Annotated in this window: 23 protein-coding genes; 5 read left to right on the top strand and 18 right to left on the bottom strand. The window is 69.1% G+C overall.

The features are described 5' to 3' along the window. Positions 1 to 37: 37 nt before the first annotated feature. Both HV701_RS03490 and HV701_RS03495 read right to left on the bottom strand, forming a co-directional pair. On the bottom strand, positions 38 to 235 hold the full coding sequence (locus HV701_RS03490) for a hypothetical protein (RefSeq protein WP_175131693.1): 198 nt from the start codon (positions 233 to 235) through the stop codon (positions 38 to 40). Continuing rightward, on the bottom strand, positions 232 to 1,404 hold the full coding sequence (locus tag HV701_RS03495) for a PepSY-associated TM helix domain-containing protein (RefSeq protein ID WP_175131694.1): 1,173 nt from the start codon (positions 1,402 to 1,404) through the stop codon (positions 232 to 234). The genes HV701_RS03490 and HV701_RS03495 overlap by 4 nt, the downstream gene beginning before the upstream one ends. Before the next feature lie 186 nt (positions 1,405 to 1,590). On the opposite strand from HV701_RS03495, the gene HV701_RS03500 reads away from it, so the two are divergent. Next, entirely contained in the window at positions 1,591 to 2,310 is a 720-nt protein-coding gene (locus HV701_RS03500) for a metallophosphoesterase (protein WP_175131695.1), read from the top strand. A 77-nt stretch (positions 2,311 to 2,387) separates the two neighbouring features. On the opposite strand, the gene HV701_RS03505 is transcribed toward HV701_RS03500, so the two are convergent. Together HV701_RS03505 and HV701_RS03510 are read right to left on the bottom strand one after the other, a co-directional pair. Beyond that, entirely contained in the window at positions 2,388 to 4,967 is a 2,580-nt protein-coding gene (locus HV701_RS03505; RefSeq protein WP_175131696.1) for a penicillin-binding protein 1A, read from the bottom strand. A gap of 215 nt (positions 4,968 to 5,182) precedes the next feature. Continuing rightward, positions 5,183 to 5,989, bottom strand: coding sequence for an AraC family transcriptional regulator (locus tag HV701_RS03510; RefSeq protein WP_175131697.1), 807 nt, complete (start codon positions 5,987 to 5,989; stop codon positions 5,183 to 5,185). 165 nt (positions 5,990 to 6,154) lie between these two features. Between HV701_RS03510 and HV701_RS03515 the strand changes: the two genes are divergently transcribed. Continuing rightward, on the top strand, positions 6,155 to 7,399 hold the full coding sequence (locus tag HV701_RS03515; protein WP_175131698.1) for an MFS transporter: 1,245 nt from the start codon (positions 6,155 to 6,157) through the stop codon (positions 7,397 to 7,399). Positions 7,400 to 7,462: 63 nt separating this feature from the next. Here HV701_RS03515 and pgaD read toward each other — a convergent pair whose 3' ends face one another. From pgaD to pgaA, 4 genes are read right to left on the bottom strand one after another with little or no spacing between them, the layout of a single operon-like run. Continuing rightward, positions 7,463 to 7,924 carry a poly-beta-1,6-N-acetyl-D-glucosamine biosynthesis protein PgaD gene (pgaD, locus tag HV701_RS03520; protein ID WP_175131699.1) on the bottom strand — a complete coding sequence of 154 codons (462 nt, stop codon included), beginning with the start codon at positions 7,922 to 7,924 and terminating at the stop codon, positions 7,463 to 7,465. Next, on the bottom strand, positions 7,921 to 9,258 hold the full coding sequence (gene pgaC, locus HV701_RS03525; protein ID WP_175131700.1) for a poly-beta-1,6-N-acetyl-D-glucosamine synthase: 1,338 nt from the start codon (positions 9,256 to 9,258) through the stop codon (positions 7,921 to 7,923). Before pgaC ends, pgaD begins: the two co-directional genes overlap by 4 nt. After that, positions 9,255 to 11,288: a poly-beta-1,6-N-acetyl-D-glucosamine N-deacetylase PgaB gene (gene pgaB / locus HV701_RS03530; protein ID WP_175131701.1), complete on the bottom strand. Its 2,034-nt coding sequence runs from the start codon at positions 11,286 to 11,288 to the stop codon at positions 9,255 to 9,257. The genes pgaC and pgaB overlap by 4 nt, the downstream gene beginning before the upstream one ends. A gap of 7 nt (positions 11,289 to 11,295) precedes the next feature. Continuing rightward, positions 11,296 to 13,812: a poly-beta-1,6 N-acetyl-D-glucosamine export porin PgaA gene (gene pgaA, locus HV701_RS03535; RefSeq protein ID WP_420867803.1), complete on the bottom strand. Its 2,517-nt coding sequence runs from the start codon at positions 13,810 to 13,812 to the stop codon at positions 11,296 to 11,298. A gap of 524 nt (positions 13,813 to 14,336) precedes the next feature. On the opposite strand from pgaA, the gene HV701_RS03540 reads away from it, so the two are divergent. Continuing rightward, the gene (locus tag HV701_RS03540; protein WP_175131702.1) at positions 14,337 to 15,572 is read left to right on the top strand and encodes a GGDEF domain-containing protein; all 1,236 of its coding nucleotides are present in this window, start codon (positions 14,337 to 14,339) and stop codon (positions 15,570 to 15,572) included. On the opposite strand, the gene HV701_RS03545 is transcribed toward HV701_RS03540, so the two are convergent. Beyond that, entirely contained in the window at positions 15,562 to 17,469 is a 1,908-nt protein-coding gene (locus tag HV701_RS03545) for a S9 family peptidase (RefSeq protein WP_420867804.1), read from the bottom strand. The two genes, HV701_RS03540 and HV701_RS03545, sit on opposite strands and share 11 nt — an antisense overlap. Positions 17,470 to 17,632: 163 nt before the next feature. Between HV701_RS03545 and HV701_RS03550 the strand changes: the two genes are divergently transcribed. Beyond that, on the top strand, positions 17,633 to 18,088 hold the full coding sequence (locus tag HV701_RS03550) for a BPTD_2524 family lipoprotein (protein ID WP_175131704.1): 456 nt from the start codon (positions 17,633 to 17,635) through the stop codon (positions 18,086 to 18,088). Between the two features lie 29 nt (positions 18,089 to 18,117). Here HV701_RS03550 and HV701_RS03555 read toward each other — a convergent pair whose 3' ends face one another. Continuing rightward, on the bottom strand, positions 18,118 to 18,543 hold the full coding sequence (locus HV701_RS03555; RefSeq protein ID WP_175131705.1) for a PaaI family thioesterase: 426 nt from the start codon (positions 18,541 to 18,543) through the stop codon (positions 18,118 to 18,120). Between the two features lie 182 nt (positions 18,544 to 18,725). On the opposite strand from HV701_RS03555, the gene dinB reads away from it, so the two are divergent. After that, the gene (dinB, locus tag HV701_RS03560) at positions 18,726 to 19,808 is read left to right on the top strand and encodes a DNA polymerase IV (RefSeq protein WP_175131706.1); all 1,083 of its coding nucleotides are present in this window, start codon (positions 18,726 to 18,728) and stop codon (positions 19,806 to 19,808) included. A gap of 85 nt (positions 19,809 to 19,893) precedes the next feature. Here the strand turns inward: dinB and HV701_RS03565 are convergent, their stop codons facing one another. The 8 genes from HV701_RS03565 to HV701_RS03600 all read right to left on the bottom strand — a co-directional run bounded on the left by HV701_RS03565 (position 19,894) and on the right by HV701_RS03600 (position 26,384). Further along, the gene (locus tag HV701_RS03565; protein WP_175131707.1) at positions 19,894 to 20,355 is read right to left on the bottom strand and encodes a GatB/YqeY domain-containing protein; all 462 of its coding nucleotides are present in this window, start codon (positions 20,353 to 20,355) and stop codon (positions 19,894 to 19,896) included. Between the two features lie 134 nt (positions 20,356 to 20,489). Continuing rightward, positions 20,490 to 20,930: an excinuclease gene (locus HV701_RS03570; protein WP_175131708.1), complete on the bottom strand. Its 441-nt coding sequence runs from the start codon at positions 20,928 to 20,930 to the stop codon at positions 20,490 to 20,492. Between the two features lie 35 nt (positions 20,931 to 20,965). After that, a complete protein-coding gene (locus tag HV701_RS03575; protein ID WP_175131709.1) occupies positions 20,966 to 22,189 on the bottom strand; it encodes a beta-ketoacyl-ACP synthase in 1,224 nt (407 codons plus the stop codon). Beyond that, on the bottom strand, positions 22,189 to 22,920 hold the full coding sequence (gene fabG / locus HV701_RS03580; RefSeq protein ID WP_175131710.1) for a 3-oxoacyl-ACP reductase FabG: 732 nt from the start codon (positions 22,918 to 22,920) through the stop codon (positions 22,189 to 22,191). Before fabG ends, HV701_RS03575 begins: the two co-directional genes overlap by 1 nt. Further along, a complete protein-coding gene (locus HV701_RS03585) occupies positions 22,917 to 23,375 on the bottom strand; it encodes a hotdog family protein (protein WP_175131711.1) in 459 nt (152 codons plus the stop codon). Before HV701_RS03585 ends, fabG begins: the two co-directional genes overlap by 4 nt. Further along, on the bottom strand, positions 23,372 to 24,574 hold the full coding sequence (locus tag HV701_RS03590) for a beta-ketoacyl-ACP synthase (protein WP_175131712.1): 1,203 nt from the start codon (positions 24,572 to 24,574) through the stop codon (positions 23,372 to 23,374). Before HV701_RS03590 ends, HV701_RS03585 begins: the two co-directional genes overlap by 4 nt. Beyond that, positions 24,571 to 25,125, bottom strand: coding sequence for a hypothetical protein (locus HV701_RS03595; protein WP_175131713.1), 555 nt, complete (start codon positions 25,123 to 25,125; stop codon positions 24,571 to 24,573). The genes HV701_RS03590 and HV701_RS03595 overlap by 4 nt, the downstream gene beginning before the upstream one ends. A gap of 11 nt (positions 25,126 to 25,136) precedes the next feature. After that, positions 25,137 to 26,384, bottom strand: coding sequence for an NAD(P)/FAD-dependent oxidoreductase (locus HV701_RS03600; protein ID WP_175131714.1), 1,248 nt, complete (start codon positions 26,382 to 26,384; stop codon positions 25,137 to 25,139). Between the last annotated feature and the right edge of the window lie 16 nt (positions 26,385 to 26,400).

Below are 26,400 nucleotides of genomic sequence, written 5' to 3' on the forward strand. Positions count from 1 at the left end.
GCGCGGTGGCCGCGAGCGTGGCGCGCGGCCGCCGCGCCTATGCCCCGGGTCGGCGGGGCGGGAAGACCCAGTAGCGCGCGATGACGCCCAGCAGGACGGTCAGCGCGATCCACGAGGCCCAGTGCCAGCCGCCGGTGCCCAGCAGCGCGGCCAGCAGGCCGAAGACGCTGAGCGCGCCCAGCAGGAGCGGCACGCCCCAGACGAACAGGAAGCCGCGCGCAGGTTGCCTGTTCATGCGGGGCTCCGTTGCGGGGCGGCGGCCTGGTGCTTACGCACCAGTTCGGCGATGCGCGCTTCGGTGGCGCGGCGCCGCGCCAGCCACAGGTAGAGGCCGCTGGCCAGCACCACGATGGTGATCAGGTCGAGCACGGCCCAGATGATCTTGAGCGGCAGCCCCGCGTAGTCGCCGAAGTGCAGCGGCCGCGACAGTTCCAGGGCGGTCAGGTACCACGGCATCCGGGCGATGGTGGTGAGTTCGCCGCTGCGGCCGTCGATCAGGACGGGCGTGTTCATCTTGGAGGTCAGCGGGGTGTCGCCGCGCATCCAGGTGATGTAGTGATGCGGGCTGCCGAAGGCGTTGCCGGGGAAGGCGATGAACGACACTTCGTTGCCGGGCAGGGCCTTGCGCGCGGTGTCCGCCGCGGCCTGGGCCGATGACAGTTCGGCTGGCACGCCCTGGCCCTTGTAGGGTTCGAGGATGCGCACCAGTTCGGTCGATTGCCACAGCCGGAACAGCGGCGTCGACAGTTCGTTGATGACGCCGGTAATGCCCACCACGAAGGCCCACACCAGGGTCACGATGCCCAGCAGGTTGTGCAGGTCGAGCCATTTGAGGCGGGTGGAGCGGCCGGCGCGCACGGTGCCGAATTCCAGCTTCTTCATGAAGGGGCCGTAGAGCACCACGCCGGAGACGATGGCGATGCAGAACAGCAGGCCCATGAAGCCCAGGAACAGTTCGCCCGGCAGGCCGGCGAACAGGTCGACGTGCAGGGCCAGCATGATGCCCATGAACGAGAATTTGTCCTCGGTGTACAGCGGGCCGTCGAGCAGCACGTCGCCGGTGCGGCCATCCATGCGCACGGCGTGGCCGGAGACCTGGCCGTCGCCGGGGCGCTTGGCCATGCCGACATAGACCTGGGGTTCGTCGGGGTCGAAGAACAGGTAGTCGACCACTTCGCCGGGGTACATGGACTTGGCGCGCTCGACCAGCCGGTCGAGATTGGCGGGGGGCGTCGAAGCCGGTACGTCGGACAGGGGCTTGCCGTCGTCGAGCCAGTGCTCGATCTCGTGGTGGAACACCAGCGGCAGGCCGGTCAGGCAGATGACGAGCAGGAAGATCGTACAGACCAGGCTGGTCCATTTGTGGACCAGGTACCAGGTTTTGATGGTGGAGGCGGCGGTCATGGCGACGGCGGGGCGGCGGCCCTGGCGGGATGGCTGGGGGAAAGGCGGAACCTTATCACGAATAATAGCGATTCGCGTAACGTATTGCAGTAATGACAGCGCGAGGATTGCCAGGGCGGTGTCATCGGGAGCGGATAAAAGCGGGTTAAAAAGGAACCTGAGCCCGATTGGGCGGGCTGGACCATCATGCAGCAACGTTTTCTGAAAGTACCGCGTAACGAACAGGGCCGGGATTTCGCGGTGGGCGACGTGCACGGCTGTTTCAGCCGGCTGCGCGACAGCCTGGCGCGGATGGGGTTCGACGCCAGCCGCGACCGGCTGTTTTCCGTGGGCGACCTGGTTGACCGGGGGCCCGAGAGCGAGGCCGCGCTCGATTGGCTGGCGCAACCCTGGTTCTACGCGGTGCAGGGCAACCACGAGGATTATGCGGTGCGCCACGTGCGTACCGGCCAGGTGGACGTGGTGAACTGGCGCGGCTACGGCGGCGGCTGGTTCCTGGATCTGCCGGCTGATCGTCAGCAGGTCTATGCCGAAGCGTTCGGCCAACTGCCGATCGCGATCGAAGTGGAAACCGCGGCTGGCGCGGTGGGGCTGTTGCATGCCGATTGCCCGGTGCTGTTCTGGCCGCGTCTGGAATCGGCGCTGCAGGATCGCTACAAGCGCACCAGCGCGACCTGCCAATGGTCGCGCGAGCGGCTGCGGCTGCTCGACCGCACCGGCGTGCGCGGGGTACGCGCGGTGGTGGCGGGCCATACGCCAGTGGCCGCGCCGCTGGCGCTGGGCAACGTCTTCCACATCGATACCGAGGGCTGGAAGGACGGTTATTTCACGTTCCTGGACCTGGACTCGCTGCAGGCCTGGCCGCGCCCGGTGGTGACCGAGCCGCCGCTGGCCGAGCCCGGATAGTGGCGCCCGCGACGCCGGACATGCAACGGGGCGCCCGAATCGGGCGCCCCGTTGCATGCCGGGCGGCGATGCCTTGCCTAGAGTGGCCGCGCGGCCAGCGGCCCGACGCTGGTGACGGCGCTGGCGCTGGCGCCGCGGGCCGGATCGGATTCGACGCGCGGCACCGGGATCGGGGGGATCGGCGGATTGCCGCCGCCCGCCGGGCCGCCGGCAGCCGGCACCGGAATCGGCTGCGCCACCGGCGCCTGGGTCGCGCCCGGCGTGGGCAGTGGCCGCACCGAGTTGTCGACGCCGTCGGTGGAGCGGTTGTTATTGAGGAAATCGGTCAGCGGATCGCCGCTGGACAGGTCGAGCGAGGCCACCGCCTGGCCGGGCGGGAATTCGGAGAAATAGTATTCGCCGTTGTCGACCAGCAGGCCGTCGGGGCGCGGCGCGGGCTTGGCCTCCGGCACGCCCTTGAGCACGGGCTGCATGTAGTCGAGCCAGGTGCTCAGCGCCAGGCCGCTGCCGAATTCGTTGGAGCCCAGCGACTTGGGTTGGTCAAAGCCCATCCAGACCGTGGTCGCCAGGGTCGGGGTAAAGCCCGAGAACCAGACGTCGACCGCGTCGTTGGTGGTGCCGGTCTTGCCGCCGATGTCGTTGCGCTTGAGCACCTGGTGCGCGCGCGCCGCGGTGCCGTTGACGGTGACGCCGCGCAGGATGTCGTCCATGACCCAGGCGGTGCGCGGGTCGATGGCGCGCGCGGCGGCGTCGCCGGCAACCACGGGCTGGGCCTGCATCAGCACGTTGCCCGAGCGGTCGGTGACCTTGTCGATGAGGTAGGGCGTGACCCGGTAGCCGCCGTTGGCGAACACGCTGTAGCCGTTGACCACCTGCAACGGCGTGGCGCCGCCGGCGCCCAGGCCCAGCGGCAGCACCGCCGGCCAGCGGGCCTTGTCGAAGCCGAAGCGGGTCAGGTAGTCCTGCGCGTACTGCGGGCCGATGGCCTGCAGGATGCGGATGGTGACCATGTTCTTGGACTTGTACAGGCCTTGGCGCAGCGTCAGCATCGGCTCGTAGTGGTTGCCATCGTTCTTGGGCTGCCAGGCTTTCGAGCCGGTCTGGGCGGCGGTCAGCATGAAGGGCTGGTCGGAGACCTGGGTGGCGGGCGTCAGGCCGCGTTCCAGCGCTGCCGCGTACACGAATGGCTTGATGTTCGAGCCAGGCTGGCGCCAGGCCTGCGTGACGCGGTTGAAGGTGCCGCGGTTGTAGTCGAAGCCGCCGATCATGGCGCGGATGGCGCCGTCCTGCGGCACCATCGACACCAGCGCCGCCTGCAGCGCCGGCATGTTGATGATTTCCCAGCCGTCGCCGTTCTTGTGGATGTAGACCACCGAGCCGCGCTGCAGGCGCAGGCTGTCGCTGGCCTTGGGGCTGAGGGCACGCGCCACCACCGCCAGCGCCTTCTTGTCGGAGATGGTGATGATCTCGCGGGCGCTGCGCGCCACGGTCACTTCCTGCGGGCTGGCGGCCAGCACCACGGCGGTGAGCAGGTCTTCGCTGTCGGGCGTCTTTTCCTGCACGCCGTCGAGGAGGTCGTCGAACGCGGTGGCGTCTTTCTCGATGCCATCGGGCAGGTCGATGCGGTCTTCCGGTCCGGGATAGGGCGCGCGCCGGGTGTAGTCCAGCACGCCCTCGCGCACGGCGCGGTAGGCGGCTTCCTGGTCCTTGGCGTTGATCGTGGTGTAGACGTCGATGCCCTTGGAGTAGGTCTGCTCCTGGAACACCCCGTACATCAGCTGGCGCGCCAGTTCGGCGGGGTATTCGCCATGGATGGCGAAGCCGCGGGTGCTGGCGCCATCGGCGCCGCGGATGACCAGATGCTGCTTGAGCGCCTCGTCGGCCTGCTCCGGCGTCAGGTAGCCCAGCGCTTTCATGCGGCCCAGCACGTAGTGCTGGCGGATCTCGGCGCGCGGGAAGTTGGTGATGGGATTGAAGCGTGAGGGGGCCTTGGGAATGCCGGCCAGCATCGCGGCCTCGGCCGGCGTGACGTCCGCCAGCGGCTTGCCGAAGTAAGTGCGCGCGGCGGCGGCGAAGCCGTAGGCGCGGTGGCCCAGGTAGATCTGGTTCATGTAGAGCTCCAGGATCTGGTCCTTGGTCAGCTCCGACTCGATCTTATAGGTCAGCAGCAGTTCATAGAACTTGCGCGAGTAGGTTTTCTCGGACGACAGGTAGAAATTGCGCGCCACCTGCATGGTGATGGTGCTGCCGCCCTGGGTTTTGGATTGCTTGACCAGGTTGACGAGCACGGCGCGCGCCATGCCCATCCAGTCGACGCCGCCGTGCTGGTAGAAGCGGTCGTCCTCGGCCGCCAGCACCGCCTGGCGCATCACCGCCGGGATTTCGTCGAAGCGCAGCACGTTGCGGTGCTCTTCGCCATATTCGCCGATCAGGACCTTGTCGGCGGTATAGATGCGCAGGGGCACGCGTGGCCGGTAGTCGGTCATGGCGTGCAGGTCGGGCAGGCTGGGCCAGGCCAGCGCCAGCGCCAGGCCGAACAACAGCGCCCCGCAGACGCCGAGGCCGGCGGCGGCGGCGCCGGCCTTGATCAGGAGTCGTTTCCAGGGAAAGCCCGATTTGCCGCCCGGGGTGGCGGAGGAGTGCTGGGGGGTGCTCATTGCTGGCGATTCTAGGGCAGAACGCTATAGACCGGCGACCCGGCCAGAAGGTTTCGGTAACCAAAATTGCCCGGAGGGACGGTTCTGGCCTCGGGCAAAGCATATGGGGACAGGGCAGCGCCTACGCGCGGCGCGGGTTTTGCGCGGCGCCACGCGGCAAGCGCGCGCTGAAATGTATTGCGCGCCGTGACAAACGGCAAGGCCGGTTGCAGCTGTCATGCGGCGGCCGCCCGCAGGTAGCGTTGCGGCGGCGCGCCCAGGGCGCGATGGAACATGGCGCTGAAGGCGCTGGCGCTGCGGTAGCCCAGGTCGGTGGCGATGCGCGCCACCGGCACCCCCAGCGACAGGCGGCAGACCGCGTCGGCCAGGCGCACCTGTTGCACCCACTGCCGGTAATTCAGCCCCAATTCAGCCTGGAACAACCGGATCAAGGTGCGCGCGCTGGCGCCGACCTCGCTGCCCCAGTCCTCGATGCCGCGTTGCAGCCCGGGCCGGTCGAGGATGGCTTCGCAGATGATCTGCAGGCGCCGGTCGCGCGGCCACGGGATCTGGAACGGCACGACCCGGGCGGCGGCCAGCTCGGACAGGATCAACGCGGCCACCTGTTCGGCCCGGCCGCCCAGCGGGTAGTCGATGGGCTCGGCGGTCAGGGCCAGGATCAGTTCGCGCAGCAGCCCGCTGACCTCGATCACCTGGCATTGCGGCCAGTAGGCCCGCGCCGCGTCGGCCTGGATGTAGAGCGACCGCATCGAGACCGCGCCGACCATGTCGACGCCGTGCGGCACGCCAGCCGGCACCCACAGGGCGCGCAGCGGCGGCAGTGCCCAGAAGCCGCTGGGGGTGGTGACGCGCATCACGCCCTCGACGGCATAGATGAGCTGGGCGCGCGGGTGCGAATGGGCGCCGGTGCGGGCGCCGGCGGGGAATTCCTTGGCCATCGCCGTCACGCTGCGGGGGCGATGTTGATAGTCCTGGGCGTCGATGCTGCGGGCCGGGTCGAGGCGCGCGGGACGGGTGGGCATGGTGTCACTTCCGACAGGGATCGGGTGTCGGACTCAAGGTTGTCATGGTGCTATTTTGTCACTTTCCCGACGAAAATTGTCAGTCGGGGCCGGGGCATCCTTCCTACACTGGCAAGGTCCGGTGCGGTGCCGGGCCTTGTTTTCCCTCCCGCCGGTTTATCCACCATGAATCCACCCCAGACCTCCGCCACCGCCTTGCCCGATGCCGCCGCTCCGGCGCCACAGCCGGCGGTCGGCGACCCTGCCACCGCCTTCACGGTGCTGGGCGCCATCAGCGTGGCGCACCTGATGAACGACATGATCCAGTCGATCCTGTTGGCCATCTATCCGATGCTGAAGGACTCGTTCAGCCTGTCGTTCGCGCAGATCGGCCTGATTACGCTGGTGTACCAGTTGGCGGCATCGCTGCTGCAGCCGTTCATCGGTTTCTACACCGACCGCAATCCCAAGCCGTACTCGCTGCCGGTGGGCATGGGCTTCACGCTGGCGGGTCTGCTGCTGCTGTCGGTGGCGCCGTCGTTCGGCTGGCTGCTGGTGGCGGCGGTGCTGGTGGGCACGGGCTCGTCGGTGTTTCATCCGGAATCGTCGCGGGTGGCGCGCATGGCTTCGGGGGGGCGCCATGGGCTGGCGCAGTCGCTGTTCCAGGTGGGCGGCAATGTCGGTTCGGCAATGGGGCCGCTGCTGGCGGCGTTGTTCATCATCCCGCATGGCCAGCGCAGCGTGGCCTGGTTCTCGCTGGCGGCGTTGTTGGGCATCGTGGTGCTGACCGGCATTGGACGCTGGTACGGCGCCAATCGGGTGCGCCTCGCGCCGCGCCCGCGGCGCGAGGGCGCGGGCAATGGCCTGACGCGCAACCAGGTGCTGGGCGCGCTGGGCGTGCTGGGACTGCTGGTGTTCTCCAAGTACTTTTACCTGGCCAGCCTGAACAGCTATTTCACGTTCTACCTGATCGACAAATTCGCGCTGTCGGTGCGCGAGGCGCAACTGTACCTGTTCCTGTTCCTGGCGGCGGTGGCGGTGGGCACGGTGGTGGGCGGGCCGGTGGGCGACCGCATCGGCCGCAAGATCGTGATCTGGGTGTCGATCCTGGGCGTGGCGCCGTTCACGCTGATGCTGCCGCACGCCAATCTGTTCTGGACCGGGGTGCTGGTGGCGATCATCGGCGTGGTGCTGGCGTCGGCCTTTTCGGCCATCGTCGTGTACGCGCAGGAATTGGTGCCGGGCAAGGTCGGCATGATCGCCGGGCTGTTCTTCGGCTTCGCTTTCGGCATGGGCGGGTTGGGCGCGGCGGCGCTGGGCAAGCTGGCCGATGCCACCAGCATCGGCCATGTGTACCAGGTGTGCGCGTATCTGCCGCTGCTGGGCATCGTCGCGGTGTTGCTGCCGGACATCGAGCGCAAGCGCGCCTGAGGCCGGGGGGCGGAGCGCGGCCTGTAGCCGTGGCCCGGGCAGCGCCGCGCGCGGCCCGGCCGCTCAGGCCGCCGGGTGGGCGGTTGCGGGCACCGTGGCCAAGTGCGGGCGGCCCATTTCGATCGCCTGGATCTGGCCATCGCCGCCATGGTGGATGACGGCGATCCGCGCGGCCCGCAGCTGCGTGATCTGGCGCGGCGTGACAGCGAAGCTCGTGGCCAGCCGCCGATCATCCAGCGGCGCGATCGGCTGGCGCCGGTCCTTGCCGGCAAAGCGCAGATGGTTGTAGACCGCCCAGGCCACCAGCACGGCGGCGTTGAGCAGGGCCAGCGCGGCGTAGCTGCCCAGCGTGTGCAGCGTGGGCAGGAAGGTCGGCCACAGTGGCGCCTGGGGACCGCTGGCGGCGCCGCGCAGGATCGCGGCGATGCCGGCGCCAAACAGGTAGATGAACGCGATCCAGCCAAGGGCGGTCAGCAGCAGGTCGAACAGATAGCCCGCGCGCGAGCGTTTGGTGGTGATGATCATGATGCGTCCGGTGATTTGATGCCGCGGTCGGGGCTGGTCCAGCGCGCGCGCTCGGCCTGCTTGCGCAGCATGACTTTGGGGAAACTGACCAGCGTGGTGAACAGGCTCACCATCCAGTAGGCCAGCGGATACCAGATGACCCAGTACAGCGCGCGCCCCAGGCCGGGTTCATAGCGGCGATCGATCAGGATGCTGATGGCGAACTGCAGCAGGCAGACCACCGCCAGCATCATGCCGGTGAAGGCGGGAGGCATCAGGCTGGCGATGTGCATGTTGTTGGGCAGGGCCACGAACTGGCTGACCAGCCACAGCAGCACCGAGATGCCGAAGGCGAACGCCCAGGCGGTCGACAGGCAGAATTCCGCCATCAGCGGCCACAGGCGGCGATGGCGCCAGTTCCAGATCGAGCGCAGGTTCTTCAGAAATACCTCGGCGCCGCCCTGGGCCCAGCGCAGGCGCTGTTTCCACAGCCCCCGCAGCGTTTCCGGCATCAGAATCCAGCACAGGCCGCGCGGCTCGTAGAAGATCGACCAGTGGTCGCGCTGCAGCTTCCAGCTGATGTCGATGTCCTCGGTGATCATGTCCAGGCTCCAGTAGCCGACCCGGTCCAGCGCCGCGCGGCGGAAGGCCGCGACCACGCCCGAGACGGTGAAGACCTGGCCGTAGACCCGCTGGGTGCGTTTGATAAGGCCGATGATGGACGAGAATTCGCCCACCTGGACATGCCCGATCAGGGTCGAGCGGGTGCGGATGCGCGGGTTGCCGGTGACTGCGCCGACGCGCGGGTTGTCGATCAGCGGCGCCACCAGGTAGGCGGCCGCGTCCGGATCGAGCACCGCGTCGCCGTCGATGCAGACCAGGTATTCGCTGCGCGCGGCCAATGCGCCCATGCGCAGCGCCATGGCCTTGCCCTGGTTCTGCGCCAGGTGTACCACCCGCAGGCGCGGGTGATCGGCGGCCAGGCGGTCCAGCATCGGCCCGGTGCCGTCGCTGGAGCCATCGTTGATGGCGATGACTTCGACGTGTGGATAGCGCTGGTTCAACGCCGCCAGCAAGGTTTCCTCGCCGTTGTCGGCCTCGTTGTAGCAGGGCACCAGAATCGACACCAGCGGGTTGCCGGCCAGGGCCGGCGGCGTCGAATCGGGGCCCCACTGCCAGCGCCGTTCCCAGTGCCACCAGAAGTACAGGCCGCCGGCCATCCACATGCCGGACATGAACAGCGGGTAGAAGAAGACGAAGCCCAGCAGCGCCTGGCTGGTCAGCATCAGGGTGAAGCCGAACGGCGCGCCGAGCACCGCCAGCAGGATAATCAGGGCAATCAGACGGTCGATCATCGGATGGGATACCACGCATTGGAGAGGGCGGGCCGGATGCCTTGCAACCGGGGCTGGTCCTGCGAGAAGTCATCGGGGTAGTAGCCGAAGCTGCGGGCGCCGCGCAGTTGCAGACGCTGCATCCAGCCGGCCAGCACGGCGGTGTCGACGGGCGTGGCCTCGGGGCGGCCGGGGCCGGTGCGCCAGTCGCGCGCCTGCAGCTCGAACACGGTACGGTCGAGCGCGCCGGGGCGTTGGGCGACGGTGTCGACCAGCCGGTCGAGCCAGGCGTTCTCCTGGCCCTTGGGCACGTTCTCCATCAACGGCATGGCCATGGGCGCGGTCCAGTCATAGGCGCCCAGGAAGTCGTCCAGGTTTTGCGCGAACCAGGTTTCCGAATGCGGCTCCAGGATCGGCATCGCGAAGAGGTTGCGGGCGGTCTTGATCTGTGGGCCGCGCACGGCGCGCACGCGTGCGGTCAGTTCGGCCGTGAAGTCGATCAGGGCGCGGCTCTTCAAGCGGGTCCAGCGCTGCAGTGTGTCCGGGTCGGCGCGCAATCGGGCGATGTCGCCGGGCAGGCCGGCGGCGCGGTAAGCGGCCAGCGCGGCGGGGCTGGCGTCCTCGAAGTCGGACAGCACGGCATCGTCGTGAAACAGGATGCCGTCGAAGATGGCGTGGCGCGCCAGGTCTTCATACAGGTCGCCGATGCGCGCCCGCGCGGTGGCGTCGAACGGCGACAGGCGACGGTACTGGTCGGGATCGGGGCGCGCCGCGGCGCCGTCAGGCTGCCAGCGGGTGACGCGCGGGATCGACGCGTCCAGGTCGAAGGCCAGCACCGGCATCCAGGCGTACACGGTGACGTCGGCGCGGTTGTGCAACTGCCACGCGACGCGGTTGAACAGGTCGGCGCGCACCGGCAGCCAGCGGTTGGGGAAGTACACCGAACGCACCAGGCCGTCGCCGACGGGATCGGAATATGCCTGCAGGAACACGGTGTTGATCTGCATGTCGAGGATGCGCTGCACCAACTCGCCCAGGTTGCGCTCGGTCTGCGCCGGGTCGGGGTCGTAGACATAGTCCAGGTCGACGTGGGCCACCCGCATGACTGGCGTGGCTTCCATGCCGACAACGCTGTTGGCGAAGGGTTTGAGCGCGGGGTCGCTGGCCAGCAGCATGCGCGGGGTGGACATCAGGCGCGCCAGCCGGGCGGGGCCGTCCTCCAGCGTCAGCGCCAATTGGTAGCCGTTGTCGGCGGCGATGCGCAGCGTGCTGCCGCCTTCGGCGCCGTAGGGCCAGACCCAGACGCGCGGTTTTTTGCCGGTGACCTGTTCGATCTTGCGGCTGATGGCGCGCACGTCGCTACCCATGCGGGCCTGGAATTCGGCCTCGGACTCGTAGCGGCCGGTCTTGGCGTCATAGGTGCGGATCGCCGCGGCCGGTTCGGTATTGCCCTGCGGATTGGCCAGCGCGCCATAGTGCGAGGCGTCGGTATGCGCGGCGATCTCGACCAGGCCGGATTGCGATATGGCGCGCACTTCGTCCCAGTTCAGGAAGCGCTGGCGCGGTTCCAGGCTGCCGCCGAAATCGACCCGTTTGTCCGCCGGGGTGTCCATCCAGGTGCCGACCGGGGCCAGCAGCGCCGGCCAGCGATAGGCTTTCAGGATCGGCAGCACGCGGGTGTAGAAGCTGCGGTAGCCGTCGTCGAACGACAGCAGCACGGCGCGTTCGGGCAGGGCCTGGCCGCCCTGGCGCGCGGCCAGGATCTGGTCGACCGAGACGGCCTGGTAGCCGTTCTCGCGCAGCCAGGCCAACTGGTCGACCAGGCGGTCGGTGCGCACGCTCAGAAAGGCCTGGTCGGGGTCTTCGTCCTCGACGTCGTGATAGGCCAGGGCCAGGAAATTCCCGGGCACCCAGGGTTTTTCGGCGGCGGCCACGGGCCGCGCGGACGGCGGGGTGTAGACCGGGATGTCCTTGGCGCAGGCGGTCAGCGCCAGGATGATCAGCAGCAGCAGGGCCGCCAGCAGGAGTCGGATGGGGAGCTTGAGCAGCATGGCGGTCTCAGAAGCGGTAGGCAAGGTCGAACACGATGCGCAGTTCGCGCTCGCGCTGGCCGTCATAGGGGCGGCTGATGCCGGTGATCATCGCGCCCACGTCGAGCACGTCGTTGGCGCGATAGCGCTGGCCGTAGCCCAGGGCGATGACGCCGCCGGTGCCGTAGCCCTGCTGGGTGTAGGTGCCGGCGCCGACCGTGCCGATCTGTTCCCAGGCGGTTTCATAGCGGCGGTACAGCGTATGCGTGACGCGCGCGCCCGGCAGGATCATCAGGTCCGAGCGCGGGTTGTAGTACGGCGCGTCGTCGCGCGTATTGCGCTGCGACGACAGTTCCAGTTCCAGGTCTGCCTTCAGGTGCGGCGCGGTATAGACGCGCTCACGTCCGTCCAGGCCCAGCTCCCAGCGCTGGTTGCCGTCGCTAAAGCGCGACGGCGCCAGCGACAGGGTCCATTCGCGCCGCTCGTTGGCGCGCCAGCGCACGAAGCCGCTCAAGCGGTTGGCCTTGATGTCATTGGTCAAGGCGCGCAGCGGCGTGTCGCGCGATAGCACCTCGCCCGAGCCGCCCACCTGCCAGTGGTCGTCGATGTCGTAGGCGGCCGACAGGCGCAGACCGGGTTTGACGCCGTGGCCATAGCTGTGGGTCGACACCTCGCCTTCAACCGTCAGATCGCGGCCGCGCCATTGGACGCCGGTGCGCAGCCAGCGGTAGGTGCCGCGGCCTTCCTCGAAGTCGCCGCTGGCGTAGCCGCCGCCGCCGAAGGCGCGCCAGTTGTAGTCGATAGGCGGGGAGTACAGCACCGCGTCGATGCCGAAGTCGCCGTTGCCGTTGACCGGGCTGTCCGACGCCAGGCCGCGATAGCCGCTGATGCGCAATTCGGCCTTGTTGTGGACTTCCCATTCGCGCGCCAGGCGGCGGCTGGTCAGGTTTTCGGGCGCGCGCGTCAGGGTGTCGGCCGACAGCGCCTCGGCTTGGCGCCATTCCTGCAGGTCCAGCGCGGTGAAGCCCTGACCATTCTCGACCGACAGGGCGCGCGGCGCCAGGGTCTCGGCCAGTTTCAGCTGGCGCTCGGAGGCGCGCGGCTGGTCGCGTCGGCGCATCACCGCGGCCAGGTCGGCGCGCAGGCTGGAATTATTGGGCGCGTTGGCCACCATGTCCGCCAGGCGCTGCTCGGCGGCCACGGTGTCGTCGGCCTGCAGACGCGCCGCAGCCACGGTCTGCTCGCTTTCCAGCTTGAGATCGTTGGGATTGCGGGTGGCCTGGCCCTTGTAATAGAGCCAGGGAGCGTAGCCCGCGCCAAGGGCGTCGGTGACGGCGCCGGTCTGGTCGAATTCCTCGGCCTCGGCCAGCGCGTAGTACAGGCCGGTCTCGGTGCTGAGGCGGTCTTCGGCATCGTCGTCGCGATTGGCGCCGTTGGCGCCGACCTGGCGGTAGAGGTCGCGAGCCTTTTCCGGTTGGCGCAGATACAGATAGGCCGCGGCCACGTCGTTCAGGGCATAGCGCGGCACGCTGACGCCCTCGGCCAGCAGCGCTTCGTACTCGCGCACCAGGTCGGCCATGCGGACCCGGGCATGCAGCGCGTGCAGCCGGTCGATACGCGCGCGCCGCACGTCGGCGCGCGCCGCCTCGCCCAGGGCCTGCCAGGCGGGGATCACTGCGTCATAACGCGCCAGCACGCGATCGGCGATGGCGAAACGATCGACTTCGCCGCGCGTGGGCATGGCGGCCAGCCGCACTTGCTGGGCCAGCGCGTCGCCTTCCAGGCGGCGCAGTTGCGCGGCGTCGAACAGATCTGGATGCTGGCGCGCCAGGGCCAGCGCCGGTTGCGCCAGTCGCGCGCGGCTGAGCGCGTCGATGTATTCGCGCAGCACATAGGGCGTGCCAGGCGCGATCGCCAGCGCCTGGTCCGCCTGGTACAGGGCTTCGTAGGGCTGGCGCAAGCGCACATGGACATAGCCCAGCGCCAGGCGCGCATCGACCTGGCGCGGGGCGCGATTGACCCAGGCCTGGCCGGCGGCGCGCGCGGCCTCAGTCTGGCCGGCGTCGGCCAGCGTCATGATCTCGCCCGCGGCGAAGGCGGTTTGGCCAGGATGGCGCCGCAGTCCGGCGCGGTAGGCCGCCAGTGCCTCGGGCCAGCGGCGCAGGTCGCGGTAGGCGCGCGCCGCCGCCAGTTGGATGTCGGCGGGTACGGCCGCCGCGGGCGGCAGGGTTTCGTAGGCGGCGACGGCTTCGGCCGGCCGGCCGGCCCAGCCAGCGATGACGATATGGTCGTACACCGCTTGCCGGCCGGCGTCCGGCCCCTGCTGGCGCAGCATCGCCAGGGCGGGCTCGTAGTCGCCGGCGCGGGCGCGCGCGATCAGCGCATCGTAGCCCGGCGCCGCCAGCGCCAGGGCGGGGGCCAGCAGCGCGCAAGCCGTCAGCGCCTGTAGTCTCGATCCGGCGGCGGGCCGCCGCGGCGTTCGCCGCATCGTCTGTCCCACATGGCAGTCCGCCTGGCCCTCGTAGGGCGTATTTCTTTTCAGCATCTGTAGTACTTCCGCAGTTGCGACAAGGGCGCTCATGGCTCCGCCAGCCGGACGCGAGATTGCGCAGCGCTGGAAAGCGTGGCGCCGGCGGCGAAGGGCAGAGCGTTGGGTAGTGACTGCGCGGCGCCCGCTACGGGGACCTTCGCACTCGCGCAAGGGAGTGCATGGCTAGTACGCGCCACGCCCGTGGGGCGTGGTTGCGGCGCTTCTGGCGGCACCGGCAACAGGCCGAACTTTATGGGTTTTCGGCCAATCCAACTGTCAATTAGTGCAAAGGAAGGACTACGGCGCGCGTGGCTGGCGTATTCTCTGTCGCATACCGCGGAACCGTCGTGGCGGTATGGCCGCTGGCGGGGCTCCCCGCGAGAAACGTTTTGCCCGCGACGGAAAGGGCGGCATGGTCCGCCGTGCAAGTAACAAAAAACGTCAAAAGTGCAGCTCTGTAACGTATCTCCGACGCTGCATACGGTGCAACGGATGTTCCACGGCGGCGACCACCCGCGAGGGCGCGAGCCGGCAAATACATGACGACTGATTTATTTTTCCTGGTGTGGGGCCTGGCAACGGCCCTGGCGCTGCCTTTGTTGCTGCCGTTTCACGCGCGCGGCGTGCCGGGCGTGCAGGCCTTCACGGCCGCCAACGCCCTGGCGGTGCTGTCGCTGCTGGCCTATGCCTCGTCCGGGATCATGCCGCCGGCCGCCTATGTCATGGTGTCCAACGCGGCCTGGCTGGCGGCGGTCGGCCTGGTGTACGTGGGCGTGCGGCAGTTCTTCGGCCTGCGGCCCCAGGCCCGCCGCGTGGCCGCGGCGGCCTGCTGTGCGGCCGCGGCGATGGCGCTGATGCTCTACCGCGAGGACGACCTGGTGGGGCGCATCATCCTGTTCTCGATCTATACCTGCGTGCTGATGGTGGCGACGGGCATCGTGGTGTACCGCCAACGCCGGCGCATCCAGACGCCGGGCGTGGTGCTGTACGTGCTGCTATCGATGGCGGGGCTGGCCGGGTTGCATGCCTTGCGCGCGGTCGTCTATGGCGGCGGCTGGGCGCAGGCGGCTTCGCTGCTGGATCCGGCGCCGTGGGGCCTATTCTTCATTGTCTGCGGGTCGGTGACGGTGCCGGCGTTGTTCCTGGCGTTGCTGTTGCTGATCCAGACCTGGTTGTCCGAGCAGATGCAGGTCGCGCTCACTTTCGACAGCCTGACGGGGGCTTATTCGCGCCGCAGCATCCTCGACGAGTTGGAGCGCGAGCTGCTGCGCTGCGCGCGCAGCCAGGGACGGCTGGCGGTGCTGGTGCTGGACATCGATCACTTCAAGTCGATCAACGACCGCCATGGTCATGCCACGGGCGATGCCGCGCTGCGCCACTTCGCCCATGTCGTGCCCAAGGCCGTGCGCGCCAGCGACCGCTTTGGCCGCCTGGGCGGCGAGGAATTCGTGCTGCTGATGTACGACTGCGATGCCGCCCGCGCCCTGGTGCAGGCGCAGCGGGTATGCGACGCCCTGCGCGATTCGCCGCTCTATGTGCAGGGGCAGGAGTTGCGCATGACCACCAGCGGCGGTGTCGCCACCTTCCAGCCCGGTGACAGCGCCGATGGCATCCTGGCCCGCGCCGACCTGGCCTTGTACAAGGCGAAGGAACTGGGCCGCGACCGCGTCGAGATGGCCTGGAGCGCACGGCCGCCAGGCCGCCCGCAGACGGCCCGGCAACCGGCGCAGGACGCCGTACTGGCGGCGCCCAAGGCCTCGGATTCTACGGCTTGAGGTGCTCGACGAAGAACTTTTCCATGGCCGCGTAGAACTCGAACTTGTTCTCGTCGTTGTGGAAGCCGTGGCCTTCGTTGTCCTTGACCATGTATTCCACGTCGACGCCGCGCGCCTTGAGCGCCTTGACCATCTGGTCGCTCTCGTCCTTGTTGACGCGCGGGTCCTTGGCGCCCTGGGCGATGAACAGCGGCGTCTTGATCCGGTCGGCGTGCAGCGCCGGCGAGGTGGCGGCCAGGCGGTCCTTGTCGCGCACCGGATCGCCCACCATGTCCTGCATCTTGTCCAGCATCGGCTTCCAGTAGGGCGGAATCGACTTCATGAAGGTGAACAGGTTGGACACGCCGACGTAGTCGACGGCGGCCGCGTACAGATCGGGGGTGAAAGTCACGCCGGCCAGCGTGGCGTAGCCGCCGTAGCTGGCGCCGTAGATGCCGATGCGCTTGGGGTCGGCGATGCCCTGCTTGACCAGCCATTGGACGCCGTCGGTGATGTCGTCCTGCATCTTCAGGCCCCATTGGCCGAAGCTGGCTTCCCAGAAGGCGCGGCCGTAGCCGGTGGAGCCGCGGAAGTTCATCTGCAGCACGCATAAGCCGCGGTTGGCCAGGAACTGCACCTCGGGGTTGTAGCCCCAGCCATCGCGCGCCCACGGGCCGCCGTGCGGGTTGACGATGCACGCCAGGTTCTTGGGATCGCGCCCGGCCGGCAGCGTCAGGTAGCCGTGGATGGTCAGGCCATCGCGGCTCTGGTAGCTGATCGGCTGCACCCGCGACATGTCGGCCTCGGGGATGGCCGGGTTGATGTCGGCCAGCTTGGTGAGCGTGTCGGCGCGCGCGTCGTAGATGTAGCGCGAGCCCGGCGTGCGGTCGTTGTAGGCGGCGACGATGAATTTGTCCTCGTCGCGGTTGGCGCCCTGGATGGCGAACTGGTAGCCCTCGAGCTGGGCCGACAGTTTCTTGAACAGCGTTTCGGTCTCGGCGTCGAAGAACTTGTATTGCGGCTTGTCGGTCTGGTACGAGGCCACCGTCAGCACGCGGCGCTTGCGCGAGAAGCCGGCGGCGTCCAGGTCGACCGTGTCCGGGGTGAAGATCTCGTCTTCCTGGTCCGGGCGGGCGGGGTCGATGACCACCAGCGCGAGCTTGTCGCGGCCGCGGTTGGACAGGGCGTAGAACTTCTTGTCGTCGAAGGTGAAGAAGGCCGGGCTGACGCTGGTGCGATAGTCGGTGGTGAACAGCGGACGGAATTCCGAGGCTTCGTTGTCGCGATAGAGCAGGGTGGTGTTCAGGCCGTCGCTGGTGACGGCGGCGCGCACCTTGCCGGCGTGGTCGGTCTGCCAGCCGACGATGTTGCCGGGGTTCTGCGCCACCAGCACGCCGGCGCCGGTGTGCACGTTGACGCGGTAGACGTCGAACACCTGCGGGTCGCGCTGGTTGTGACTGATGAGAATGTGGTCGGGATCGTCTTCGAGGTCGTCCTCGATGCTGGCGCGCACGCCGTCATAGGGCGTCAGGTCGGTGACTTTGCCGGTCTTGGCGTCCACCGCCAGCACGTGGAAGTTCTCATCGCCGCCGAAGTCCTTCTGGTAGAGCACCACGTCGGGGCCTTTCCAGAAGAAATTGCTGATGTCGCGGGCCGATTCGCTGGTCAGCTTGCGCGGTTCGCCCACCGGCTTGCTGCCTTCCAGGGCCTGCACATAGATGTTCATGCGCGGCGGTTTGCCGTCCACGCTGGTGGGCTGCATGAAGCCCAGGGTCTTGCCGTCGTCGGCCAGGCGGAAGAAACCGCGTTCCGGATTGCGGAAAAAGTCTTTCAGGGGGTAAGCCCGGGGGGGCTGCGCGGCGGCGCTGGCGCCCAGCGAGGCGCCGACGATGCCGGCGGCCAGGATGGTGTGTTTCATGAATGAGAGCAAGGCATACCTCCGACGATTCGCCCCGGCCGCGGGCGCTGCCGGACTACTGGTCGATAATGCCATAGCCGTGGCCGGGGTGTCGAACCGGCGGGGCCACTTATGCCGGTAGCCGGTTTGCGGGATAATCGCGGCTATCAATCTGGAGAAACACATGGTTCGGAATCTGGTCGCGGCGTCGGCGCTGGCCTTGGGCCTGGCAGGCTGCTCGCTGGGCATTTCGCAGGATGGCACGTCGCCGCACAGCGAATTCAAGGCGCCGGTCGCTTTCAAGGACGCCTATGCCACCACGGTGCGCCAGGCCAACGCGTGCCTGCGCAGCACCGATAACGCCTACCGCGTGGTGTCGAACCTGGACGAGCGCGCCCAGACCGCCGTGGTGCGGGTGCTGGCGCCGTACAGCGACAACGAAATGACCCGCGTCGACCTGAAGGCGGCCGGTCCCAAGACCACCGACACCCGCATCGTGATGTGGGGCAAGGGCACCTGGGACGCGGCGGCGATGCGCGCCATGCAGGATGCGATCGTCTACGGCATGAGTTCATGCGCCAGCTACATGCCGCTGGACCCGCGGCCGCCCGTCAAGCCGTCGCGGGACCTGCCGAGGTAGCGGCCGCCGCGCTGGCGTAGCGGCAAGGCTCAATCACCGCCCGGACGGCGGCGGATGATCTTGAAGGTGGCGGTGGCGCGCGCCACCAGTTCGCCGTCGGCGCGGCGGATGTCGCCTTCGCAGAAGGCGATGGAGGCGCCGCGGCGCAGGCAGCGCGCCTCGATCACCAGGTCGCCGGTGCCGGGCGACAGGAAGGTGGTGTTCATGTCGATGGTGGCCATGCCTTCAGTGGCCTCGGCCGAGCCGCGCGCCGCGGCGCTCAGGGTGAAGTCGAGCACGCTCATCAGGGTGCCGCCGTGCACGTCGCCGCGGCTGTTGGTCAGGTCCTGGCGCCAGGGCAGCGAGGTGCGGGCATAGGCCGGCCCGATCTGTTCGGGCACCAGGCCCAGGAAACTCATGAAGGGAATCGCCAGGCCGAAGTACGCGCCCGGGGCGGGGGTTGCGGTTGCTGTCATGGAAGCCGATATGCGGGGTAATGAGGACTGAAGGAAATCGTGGATTTGCCGGTCATAATATCCACTTTTATGCCGCCAGCCTGCCCGGAGCCTGCGCGAGTGTCCATTTTTCCGGTGACCGTACTTTTCGCGTCCGTTGCCACGCCCTGTCGCGTTGTCCGGATACCCGTTTCTCCCCCGCCATGAGCGACGCCAGCCGCAAGATCGTACATATCGACATGGATGCCTTCTATGCGTCCGTGGAGCAGCGCGACAACCCCGAATTGCGTGGCAAGCCGGTGGTGGTGGCCTGGACCGGCCCGCGTTCGGTGGTGTGCGCGGCGTCCTATGAGGCGCGCCGCTTCGGGGTGCATTCGGCCATGTCGGCGGTGCGCGCGCAGCGGCTCTGTCCGCAGGCGGTCTATGTGCCGCCCGACTTCAACCGCTATCGCGAGGTGTCGCGCCAGATCCGCCAGATATTCGCCCGCCATACCGACCTGATCGAGCCGTTGTCGCTGGACGAGGCCTATCTGGACGTCACCGTCAACAAGCTCGGTTTGCCGTCGGCCACCGAGGTGGCGCAGGTGATCCGCCAGCAGATCCGGGCCGAGACCGGGCTGACCGCCTCGGCCGGGGTGGCGCCCAACAAGTTCCTGGCCAAGATCGCGTCCGACTGGAACAAGCCCGACGGGCAATATGTGATCCGGCCGTCGCGGGTGCTGGAGTTCCTGCAGCCGCTGCCGGTGCGCAAGGTGCCGGGCGTGGGCAAGGTGACGCAGGCGCGGCTGGAGCAACTGGGCATTCAGACCGTAGGCGACCTGGCCACGCACAGCGCGCAGGAACTGGAGCATTACTTCGGCCGCTACGGCCGGCGTTTGCATGAGCTGGCGCGCGGCATCGACGAGCGCGAGGTGCAGACCGACCAGCCGCTGCAGCAGGTGTCGGCCGAGACCACGTTTTCGGAAGATGTGAGGCTGGAGGCCATCGGCGAGGCCATCGACCGCATGGCCGACAAGGTCTGGAACCAGGCGCTCAAGAAGGGCGCGCTGGGGCGCACGGTGGTGCTCAAGCTCAAGACCGACCGCTTCCGCATCCTGACGCGCAGCCAGACCAGCCTGAATCCGCCGGCCTCGGCCGCCGAGCTGGCGGCGGTGGCCAGGCTGCTGTGCGAGCGTGTCGACCTGCCGGCGCAGACGCTGTACCGGCTGGCAGGCGTGGGCATGAGCAATTTCGCCGATCCGCGGGAGCAATCGCGCCAGCCGGATCTGTTTGGCGGGGCGTTCTGAATGCCTGCGCGGCGGCGCCCTGAGGGCGCCCCGCGCGCAAGCGCGGCAGCCCCGTCCGGCGCAGGGCGCGCCAGACGGCACGGACTCAGGCCAGCTTGGCCTTGACCTGCTGCGACAGCGCGGTCATGTCGGCGCGGCCGGCCAGCGACTGCTTGAGCAGGGCCATGACCTTGCCCATGGCGGGGGCGCCGGTGACGCCCTGGGCGGCGACTTCGGCCAGCGCCGCGTCGATGGCGGCGGCCACTTCCTCGGGCGTGGCGGCTTGCGGCAGGAATTCCTGCAGCACGACCAGTTCGGCCTTTTCCTGCTCGGCCGTCTCGGTGCGGCCGGCCTGTTCGAACGCGGCGATGGACTCGCGGCGTTGCTTGACCTGTTTTTCGATGATGGCGGTGATTTCGGCGTCGGTCAGGTCGCGGCGTTCGTCCACTTCCTTCTGCTTCACGGCGGCCAGCAGGAAGCGCAGGGTGGCCAGACGCTCGCTGGCCTTGGCGCGCATGGCGTCCTTGACGGCGTCGGAGAGGCGGGTCTTGAGCGTAGTGGTGCTCATGGGGGAACCTTTGTGGTGTTGCGTCAAACGGGCAGTGTAACCGTGGCAGGGCCCGCCGGGGGCGGCCGTCCCGGGGCGGCAATCCGGGAGCGGCCATCGTGGCGCCGGCCAGCCGGCGGCCGTGGCGGCCAGGCTTATTTGACGATGCTCAGATCGCCGCGCAGCGCCACGCCGGCCACCATGGCGCCGGCATGGCATTCGTAGTCGGTCTTGCTGCGGTATTCATTCTTGCGGTAGTAGCTGACGATGTTGGTGACCGCGTTGGCGCCGGCCTTCTTGGCGGCCTCATGCAGGGCGATCACCGCCGATTGCGCCGCCCACAGGCAGGCGTCGGCGTCCTTCTTGGCGAAGGCGTTGGTTTTGCGGTTGGTGACCGCGCCGGCTTCCAGCACCTTGCCCTTGGGGCCGGTGCCCGCCAGGTAGAACTTGACGCTGCCGTCGATCTTGCCGGCGGCCTGGGCGGCGTCGATGGCCGGCTGCAGCGGCAGGAAGACGGTGCGGTCCGCGGCCAGCGCCGGCGTGGCGCAGGCGAGCGACAGGGCCAGGGCGCCAAACAGCTTGGAGGAGACGTTCATGGAGTGCGTTCCAGGTGAAGGGTTGAGAGAAAGCGTCAAGGCCAGCGGCGGAACACCAGCGAGGTGTTGATGCCGCCAAAGGCGAAGTTGTTGTTCATGACATATTCGTGGCTCATGCGGCGGCCTTCGCGCAGGTAGTCCAGCTCACCGCAGCGCGGATCGACGTGTCGCAGGTTGAGCGTGGGGGCGTACCAGTCGCCGCGCAGCATCTCGATGCTGAACCACGACTCCAGCACCCCGCAGGCGCCCAGCGTGTGGCCCAGGAAGCTCTTCTGCGAACTGATCGGCATGCGGTTGCCGAACAGGCTGTGGGTGGCCTGGGTTTCGGCAATGTCGCCTTGCTCGGTAGCGGTGCCATGACCGTTGACGTAGCCGATGGCCTCGGGCGGCAGGCCGGCGTCGGCCAGCGCCATTTCCATGGCGATGCGCATGGTGCGCGCCTCGGGGCGGGTGATGTGGGTGCCATCGGAATTGCTGCCGAAGCCGACGATCTCGGCATGGATGTGAGCGCCGCGCGCCTGCGCGTGTTCCAGCGATTCCAGCACCAGCATGCCGCCGCCTTCGCCGATCACCAGGCCGTCGCGGTCGCGGTCGTACGGGCGTGGCGTCAGCTCAGGCGTGTCGTTCTTCTGGCTGGTGGCGTACAGGGCGTCGAACACCAGCGCCTCGCTGGGGCACAGTTCCTCGGCGCCGCCGGCCAGCATCAGGGCCTGGCGGCCGTAGCGGATGGCCTCGTAGGCATAGCCGATGCCCTGGCTGCCCGAGGTGCAGGCGCTGGAGGTGGGGATGATGCGGCCCTTCAGCTCGAAGAAGATGCCGACGTTGGCCGCGGTGGTGTGCGGCATCATGCGCACGTAGGAATTGGCGTTGAGGTCGTCCGTGACGCCGTTGAGCAGCATGTTGCCGAAGGCGCGGATCTCGGCGGTGCTGCCCACCGACGAACCGCAGGCCACGCCCATGCGGCCGTCGGTGATGCTGGGGTCGCCCAGCAGGCCGGCATCCTGCAGCGCCAGCTCGGCGGCGCGCACGCTCAGTTGCGAGACGCGGCCCATGCTGCGCAATTGCTTGCGGGTCCAGTGCGCCGGTACGCGGAAATCCTCGATCGGCCCGGCCAGGCGCGTATTCAGTTCCCGGTAGCGCGACCAGTCGGGCATGACGCGGATGGCGCTGCGGCCATCCTCGAAGGCCTGGCGGATGGTGGCCCAGTCGGAGCCAAGCGCGCTGATGCCGGCCATGCCGGTGATGACGACGCGTTGCATCAGCATAGCCCTCCGTTGACCGCGATGACCTGGCGCGTGATGTAGGCGGCGCCGGGCGACATCAGGAAGGCGACGGTGGCCGCCACTTCCTCGGGGCGGCCCATGCGCTGGGCCGGGATGGCCTTGAGGATTTCCTCGACCGGCACGTGTTCGTCGATCATGTCGGTGTCGATCAGGCCGGGCGCCACGCAGTTGACGGTGATCTGGCGCTTGGCCAGTTCCACTGCCAGGGCCTTGGCGGCGCCGATCAGGCCGGCCTTGGAGGCGCTGTAGTTGACCTGGCCGCGGTTGCCGACCAGGCCCGAGACCGACGCCATGCAGACCACGCGGCCAGGGGCGCGGCGCCGGATCATGGGCATCGCCAGCGGGCTGAGCACGTTGTAGAAACCGTCCAGGTTGGTGCGCAGGACCTGGTCCCAGTCATCGCCGGTGAGGGCGGGAAAGGCGCCGTCGCGGGTCAGGCCGGCGTTGAGCACGACGCCGTAGTAGGCGCCGTGGGCATCGACGTCGGCCTGCAGCACGGCGGCGCATTGGGCGCGGTCGGCCACGTCGAACTGCAGCACGCGGGCCTGGCGGCCGCGGGCGGCGATATCGGCCTGCACGGCCTCGGCCTGGTCGCGCTGCTGGCGGCAGTGCAGCACCAGGTCATGGCCGGCGTCGGCCAGGGCCAGCGCGATGGCGCGGCCAATGCCGCGGCTCGAGCCGGTGACGAGAATGGGGGCGGCGGTCATTGGGGCGAGTCTTCCTGGATGAAAACGTTGGGGTCCTTGGGTTGGTAGACGTTGAGCCGGGCGCTCGCCAATGGGCGAGCGCTATCGCGCAGTTCGCATTCGAATACGCTCATGCCGCTGTCGTCGATGAACCCGCGTTGCACGTGGATGGTCAGGGTGGCGCCGGCCGGCAGTGTGTCGACCTGGCAGTCGTAGCGGCGCGTGCCCAGCAAGAAACCGAGCTTGACCTCGGCGCCGGCCAGGCGCGCCTGGCAGCCGGCCCAGGCGCCGATGGCCTGGGCCATCAGTTCCAGGCCGAGCCAGGGCGGCAGCGCGCCGTCGGGCAGGGAGTAAGGGCCGGGCCGCACCACGGCGCGCGCGGTCAGGCTGTCGGCGTCGTGCGCCAGCACCTCATCCAGCAGGATCATGTCGCCGGCGTGCGGCAGCAGGCTGGCGATGGGCCAGGGCGTCGTCATGTTGCCGCTCCCAGGATCAGGCTGGCGTTGTTGCCGCCGAACGCGAACGAATTGCTCATGGCGATGCGGCGCCGGCCCGCCGGGTAGCGGTGCGCCGCGGTGCTGAAAGCCAGCGCCGGCAGCGCCGGGTCGGGCTGGCCGTCCCAGACGTGCGGCAGCAGGCGGCCGTCGGCGTTGGCCGGGGCCAGGGTGATCCAGGCCAGCGCGGCTTCGAGCGCGCCGGCCGCGCCCAGCGCGTGGCCGGTCAGCGGCTTGGTCGAGGCGCACGGCACGCCTTGTGGGAACAGCGCGTGCACGGCCAGGCTTTCCATGGCGTCGTTGTGCGCGGTGCCGGTGCCGTGCAGGTTGATCCAGCCGATGTCGGCGGGCGCCAGGCCAGCGGACCGCAGGGCGGCGCGCATGGCCTGCAGGGCGCCGGCGCCGCCCGGTTCGGGTGCGGACATGTGCCAGGCATCGGAACTGGCGCCACCGCCCAGCAGGGCGACCTCGGCGCCATCGGCGCGGTCGCGCTGCATCAGGAACAGTACGCCCGCCTCGCCGATGTTGATGCCGCGGCGGTTGGCGGAAAATGGCAGGCAGAGCGCGTCGTCCACGGCCTCCAGCGTGGCAAAGCCGTTGATGGTGAGCCGGCACAGCGTGTCGGCGCCGCCGCAGACCACCGCATCGCACAGGCCCAGCGCCAGCAGGCGGCGCGCGGACAGCAAGGCGCGGGCGCTGGAGGTGCAGGCGGTGGACAGGGTGTAGGCCGGCCCGGTCGCGCCGAGCCAGTCGGCCAGGAATGCCGCCGGCGAAGACAGGGCCTGGCGCCGGTAGTCGTAGCCGTCGGGCCAGGCGCCGTGCGTGGCCAGGTCGCGGAAGGCCGGCGCGTTGTCGTTCACGCCCGACGTGCTGGTGCCCAGCACCACCGCCACGCGGTGGGCGCCATGGCGGGCGATGGCGCCGCGCAGCAGGGGTTCGATCTGGCGCGCGGCGGCCAGCAGCAGTTGGTTGTTGCGGCTGTGGTGGCGCGCGGCAAGGGTGTCGGGGATGGCCGGCAGCGGGTCGGCGACGGCGCCCAGCGTGAGCGCGCGGTCCGTCACCCAGCCCGGCAGGCGGCGCATGCCGCCGGTGTCGCCGGCGAAGGCGGCCGCGGCGACGGCATCGATGCCGGCGCCGAGCGCGCAGACTACGCCGGGGCGGCTCAGCCAGGAGGTCGTCATGGTTGTTCCTTGAGTGGCGCGATGCGCCACAGCGTGCCGCGGGCGTCGCGGATTTCGAGGGTGCCGTCCGGCTGGCCGGCGGGCCAGCGCACGCGCCAGCGCGGCTGGCCCGCCTGCAGCAATTCGCGTTCGGCCGAGCCGTCGGCGGCGCGGCTGGCGCGCCAGGCGCCGGCGCCGTAGGCGGCATCGAGCCCGGCTTCGGGGGTCCAGGCGAATACCAGCGCGGCAAACAGGTCACGCGCCTGGCCGTTGGGCCGCAAAAAGCCGTCGTTGCGCCAGCGGCCGCCCTCGAGCATCTGGCGTGCCTGCGGCACGCCCATCGGATCGAACAGCGACCAGCGCGTGGCGGCGGCTTCGCGCTGTACGACCAGCAGCGTGTCCTGCGCGGGTTGGCCGGGGCTGGCCTGGATCACGTGCAATTGGCGCGGCAGCGCGAACGCGACGGGCTGGGCGGGCACCGGCGGCGCGCCGGCGCAACCGGCCAGCAGGGCCAGCGCCAGTGCGGCGCCGGCGGCGCGCAGGGCAGGGAACGGGCGGAAAGCGGGCAGCATCGGCGAATCCGTCAGGCCGGTTGCGGCGCGGCGCCCGGCGCGCGGCACAGTTCGCTCAGCATGCGCAGGCGGCGCTGCGGACTGGCGACGAACGGGTTGTCGGTGTCCCAGGCGTAGCCGGCCAGGATCGAACTGATCATGCGGCGGATTTCCGGCTGCGCGTTCTGAAAGAAAACCACATCCTGGAATTCGCCGCTGTACCAGCCCTGCACGTAGGCGCGGAAGGTCTCCACGCCCACCATCAGCGGATCGGCGAAGGCGCTTTGCCAGTCGACCGCCTCGCCGCCGAGTTGCCGGTGCAGCGCGTCGGCCGCCAGCTTGGACGAGCGCAGCGCAATGGTGACGCCGGACGAGAACACCGGGTCGAGGAACTCGGCGGCGTTGCCCAGCAGCGCGTAGCCCGGCCCATGCAGCCGCGTGACGCTGGCGGCGTAGCCGCCGATGGTGTTGGCTGGCGTGTCCCAGATGGCGTGGCGCAGTATCCGCTTGAGGTTGGGGGCGGCATCGGCCAGGGCGCGCAGGGTGGCCATCAGGTCTTCGTCGGGACCACTGAGCAGGTCCTGCCCGCCGACCACGCCGAACGAGCTGCGGCCATCGGAGAACGGGATCAGCCAGTACCAGATGCCGCGTTGCTCGGGATGCACACTGATCAGGATCTTGTCGCGGTCGAAGCCGGCGTCGTCGATGCGGTCCTCGATATGGGTGAAGATGGCCTTGCGCGGCGGCATCGATGACGGCCGTTCCAGGTCGAGCAGGCGCGCCAGCACGCGGCCATAGCCGCTGGCGTCCAGCACGAACCTGGCGCGCACCTGGCTGGGCTGGCCCTGCGGGCCGCGCACCGTGAGCAAGGGGCCGTCGCCGGTGAAATCGGCGGCGATGACTTCCTGCTGGTAGCGCACCTGCACCCCCTGGCGCGCGGCGTCGTCGGCCAGCACCTTGTCAAAGTGGGCGCGCTGCACCTGGAAGGTGGTGCCGGGGCCGGGGCTGAACTTGTCCCGGAAGTCGAAGTGGGTGTATTGGTCGCCGCGGGCGAAGGCCGCGCCATTCTTGGTCTGGAAGCCGGCCGCCTGCAGCGCCGGCATCATGCCGGCTTCTTCGATGAATTCCAGGCAATGGGCCAGCAGGCTCTCGCCGATCGAGAAGCGCGGGAATTGCTGACGCTCCAGCACCAGCACGTCATGGCCCTGGCGCTTGAGCAACGCGGCGGCCACGGCCCCGGCGGGGCCTGCCCCGATGACAACGACTTCCCGATACTCCATGCTCGATACTTCCTCG

Source organism: Achromobacter pulmonis (assembly GCF_902859765.1).
GTDB lineage: Bacteria > Pseudomonadota > Gammaproteobacteria > Burkholderiales > Burkholderiaceae_B > Achromobacter > Achromobacter pulmonis.